This window comes from Polaribacter sp. PL03 (assembly GCF_033875165.1).
Taxonomy (GTDB): Bacteria; Bacteroidota; Bacteroidia; order Flavobacteriales; family Flavobacteriaceae; genus Polaribacter.
Genome location: NZ_JAWZSV010000021.1, coordinates 1 through 4,265, shown reverse-complemented (window position 1 = coordinate 4,265; position 4,265 = coordinate 1). Strand labels below are relative to the sequence as shown.

The 4,265-nt window shown below is 27.6% G+C and carries 4 protein-coding genes; all 4 read left to right on the top strand.

Features of this window, described 5'->3' with window-relative positions:
- The first annotated feature begins 140 nt into the window (after positions 1 to 140).
- The 4 genes from SHK09_RS15260 (at position 141) to SHK09_RS15245 (ending at position 4,041) form a co-directional block, all read left to right on the top strand.
- The gene (locus SHK09_RS15260) at positions 141 to 1,172 is read left to right on the top strand and encodes a DUF4062 domain-containing protein (protein WP_319811655.1); all 1,032 of its coding nucleotides are present in this window, start codon (positions 141 to 143) and stop codon (positions 1,170 to 1,172) included.
- Positions 1,173 to 1,398: 226 nt separating this feature from the next.
- Positions 1,399 to 2,226 carry a T9SS type A sorting domain-containing protein gene (locus SHK09_RS15255; RefSeq protein ID WP_319811654.1) on the top strand — a complete coding sequence of 276 codons (828 nt, stop codon included), beginning with the start codon at positions 1,399 to 1,401 and terminating at the stop codon, positions 2,224 to 2,226.
- A 151-nt stretch (positions 2,227 to 2,377) separates the two neighbouring features.
- Positions 2,378 to 3,037: a hypothetical protein gene (locus SHK09_RS15250; RefSeq protein ID WP_319811653.1), complete on the top strand. Its 660-nt coding sequence runs from the start codon at positions 2,378 to 2,380 to the stop codon at positions 3,035 to 3,037.
- Positions 3,034 to 4,041, top strand: coding sequence for a hypothetical protein (locus tag SHK09_RS15245; protein ID WP_319811652.1), 1,008 nt, complete (start codon positions 3,034 to 3,036; stop codon positions 4,039 to 4,041). Before SHK09_RS15250 ends, SHK09_RS15245 begins: the two co-directional genes overlap by 4 nt.
- The last annotated feature ends 224 nt before the right edge of the window (positions 4,042 to 4,265 follow it).

Below are 4,265 nucleotides of genomic sequence, written 5' to 3'. Positions count from 1 at the left end.
AAAATTGCTTAAATTTATGCCTAATCAAAGCTTTTTGCTTTTTTAAAAATGCTTCTAATTTTCCGGTGGAAAATTTGCCGCATTTTTAAATCGCAAAAATTTTTATACCAAAACGTTGTACACAATAAAAAAAAACCGCATTGGATAAAAGATATCAAGTATTTGTAAGTTCGACATATAAAGATTTAATACCCGAAAGAGTTGAAGTAATTCAAGCACTTTTGGAATTAGATTGTATTCCTTCTGGAATGGAATACTTTCCAGCAGCAGATGAAACTCAATGGGATTTTATCAAAAAATTGATTGACGAATCCGATTACTATATAGTTATAATCGCTGGAAAATATGGTTCGGTAGATGACAATGGAATTAGTTATACGCAAAAAGAATATGAATATGCGATTTCGAAAAATATCCCAACTATTGCTTTTCTTCATAGCGATATTGATTCTCTACCAACAATAAAAACAGAAAAAGACAAAAAGGCTAGAAAGAAACTTGAGAATTTTGAAAATTTAGTAAAAAGGAAACTATGCAAGTTTTGGTCATCGCCACAAGATTTAGGTGCTGTTGTTAGTCGAAGTATAAGTCAAGCAAAGAAAAACTATCCTAGAACTGGATGGATTAGGGCGGATTCTATGACTGGAACATCTGAAAAAGAAGTTGTTCAATTATATAAAAAAATAGAAACACTTGAACAAAAATTAGAAGAATCATCAAGATTTGTCGAATTGAACAAATTAAATCTTGACAACCTTGCTGATGGAGAAGATAAAATAAAAGTAATTGCAGATATTAAATCAGGTTCTTGGAATGACCCAAAAACAGAAAGAAAAACCTATAATTTAAGTTGGAATATTATTAACTATCATTTGTTGCCAAAGATAATTAGCCCAATCCGAATGACCTCTTTTAAATCAGCATTGAATTCTATAACAAAAGAAGTTTATCTTAATGATACTCAAAATGTAGAAATGCCAGCAAATATTACAATTAAAATAGCAAATGACTTTTACGAAACAGTAAAAATTCAATTAACACTATTGGATTTAATTAAATTTTATGATGAAGAATTTTTTACTGACGAAAAGCCTAAAATGGTGAAAATGGTTGCATTAACAAAAAAAGGAAAAGAAAAATTGCTACAATTAAGAGCAGTCCGAAAGAAATAAATTACTGTGTACAACACCGTATATAATTTATTGCTGGCTTCTTGCCTATTTGCGAAAGTCCTCGCGGACTTTCTTGGTCGGTAATTATTTACTAAATTAGTTGCTTGAAACACGCAACAAACCATATACAACAACGTTGGCATTAATTAACGTGAAATCCCAAGAATAACTAAAAGGTTATTTAAAAACATTTAGAATAAAAATTATGAACTTAAAAAAAGCCGAAATGAAAAAGACAATTTTAACAATTGCTACAATCCTAATTACATTTTTATCTTATTCACAAATTACATTAGAAAAAACAATCGAAAAAAATGAAAAAATAAATTTTGTGAAAATTGATGACGATATGAAATATTTCATATTTGATTTGAACACATTAGTTATGAAAATATACAATTCTAATCATTCAATATACAAGAATATAACTATTGACACTAATAATTTAGGTTTTTCATATGATGTTAATGACTATTATTTTTCCGAATATTTTCCAGTAATCGGTTTGAGTAAAAATATTTTTGATACAGATTCTGAACTTGAGTTTTTATTCACATTATACGGAAATAACTCCAATACAAAAACATTGGTTGTGAATGAGGATGGAACTATAATATCAAATATTCCAAATAAAGTAGGACTTTATAGAAGTGATATTGATACGCAAAATCCAACTTGGATAAAAAATACAGGTTCTGGAATTAAAATGATTTTAAGAGATGTTAATTCTTCAGATAATAAAAAATATATTTACTCATTACCTGGAAACGCTACTCTCTCTTCAGCAAAAACTAATTTGAACAATATAAAACTGAATGCTTATCCAAATCCGAGTAATGGTTTCATAAATTTAGATTATAAACTTCCTGAAAATATCAAAAATGGAAAAATTTTAGTCTACAACTTAAATGGAATAAAAGTTAAAGAGTATAAAGTAGATAATCACGTCAATTCTTTGAAACTTAATAATGAAAATTTAAGTTCTGGAACATACATTTATTCAATAATAGCTGGAAATTATAAATCGAAACCGTTGAAGTTAATAATAAAATAACTAATGCCAACACCGTATAAACTTTATTGCTGGTTTTAGCTCACTTGGGAAATTCCTCCGGAATTTCGCCGTTCGTACTTTATTTACTAAATTCACGGCTTAAACAACGCAACAAAGCTTATACAACAACGTTAGCAACAAAATACAAAAAATGAGGAAAATACTACTAATACTAACTTTAGTCATAATATCTTGCAAAGATAAAGGAGGTATATTGAAAAAATCTAAAGATGCTATTAGCTCAAGTGCAAATTATTTAGATAGTACATTAATTAAAAAACCTATTAAATATTTTGATGATAGAAAACTGAAATCTGACTCTTTAGAACAAAAAAAGGTTAAAGATTACTACGACTTTAATAAAGCAAAATACACTGAATATTCTTTAGTCTATAATTGGTTTAACTCAAAACCTAAAGAGATTCAAAATCTTGAAGGTAATTTTTATAAGATAATTAGCAGTGTTGTAATTGACGGAAAAGATGTTGTTAGAAAAAATCACGAAAAATCATCTGGAAACAATGTCTATAAATATTTTTTCGAAACAGAAGATTACTTTTTCATATACGAGTTAAAAATAAATGGGAAAAATGTTCAATGTTTGGGAGTCAGAAGAATCGAAGATGGCTTAGGTAATGAACCAATGTATGATTTAATATTTGACGAAAACGGCAATTTAAAAAAAGAAATATATCAAGCAGAAGTTAATCCTAATTTTTATGAAGATGAGGATACAATATTTTTTGAGTTTTCAAAAGAGTATGATGATAAAGAAATAATAAACACTATAAATTTAGGTAAGGCAATATGAGAATAATAAATTTAATTATTATAGTCTTTTTATCTGTTTTATTTTTCAGTTGTAAGAACAATTCAGATAACATCAACTCACTAAAAACTATAGGCACAACAACAGAAATAGAATTAAATAACGTCTTAAATACGTCAAACTATAAAAATGATGCAACTAAAATCATAGAATCAGGAAAAAGCAAATTACGTGATTTGCTTCCTAATGTAATAGAAGACCAAATAGAACTTTATAAAACAACTTTAACAAAAATAGAATATCAATCACTTTTATCACATACATACGAAGAATCGAAAATTGAAATTAATCTAATAAGAAAGATAACTACTAACTCACTTTTAAATGACGAACTAAAAGTGAATAAAATTTATTATGAAACTATAAATGAACTTAGCTTATTAAATCAAAAATATACTAACTATAACGGTTTAAAATTAAATGATTTCTACGAAGCGAAACCTTTTATATTAGCCGAAGATGTAATTTTTAAGATAGATGAATTAGTAATTGACGAAAAGAAAAGAATTAAAAGAGAGAAAAGAAATAACCAACTTTCTTTGGCTACCAATCTTGTATTTATTCTTCCTGGAGTTGGACAAATATCTGGTATTTTAGGTAAAGTTGCACAAAGCGCAAGAAGTCTTAGAAATAATATCGGAGCAAAAAATATGACATCCAAAATTTTTAAGGATAAAGTTGCGCCATTATTCATAAATAAAATATCAAATTCCAAGAAAAGAATTCAATTAACTTCTACTTCGATTTATTCAGCAAAAGAAGCAATATTAAACAAATCCATATCAAGTGGAACGGAGTTTATTGACAACAAAGAAATACATAAAACTGCTTCATTTTTTAAATCACCAGATAACAAACAATCCGGACGAATAATTGATTTCACCGATGGAGTTTTAACTCAGCCGGTAGCCAATTTAAGACGAATAATGAAAGAAAACATAGAGATTATGAATAAAAATTCTGTTGCTAACACCGTGTATAATTAATTGCTAGTTTTAGCCAATTTACGAAAGTCCTCGCTGACTTTCTTGGTTAGTGTTTTATTTACTAACCTTAGTGCTTAAAACACGCCACTAATCATACACATAAACGTTAGGCTCAATTGCTCAGAAATTTAAAAACATTGTTCAAATTCTGAAAATATTTTCATTTTTTAAGTTTTTTATGTCTTTTAATCTCAAGTTTGTGGAACACTCTCTCGCTCGTCGGA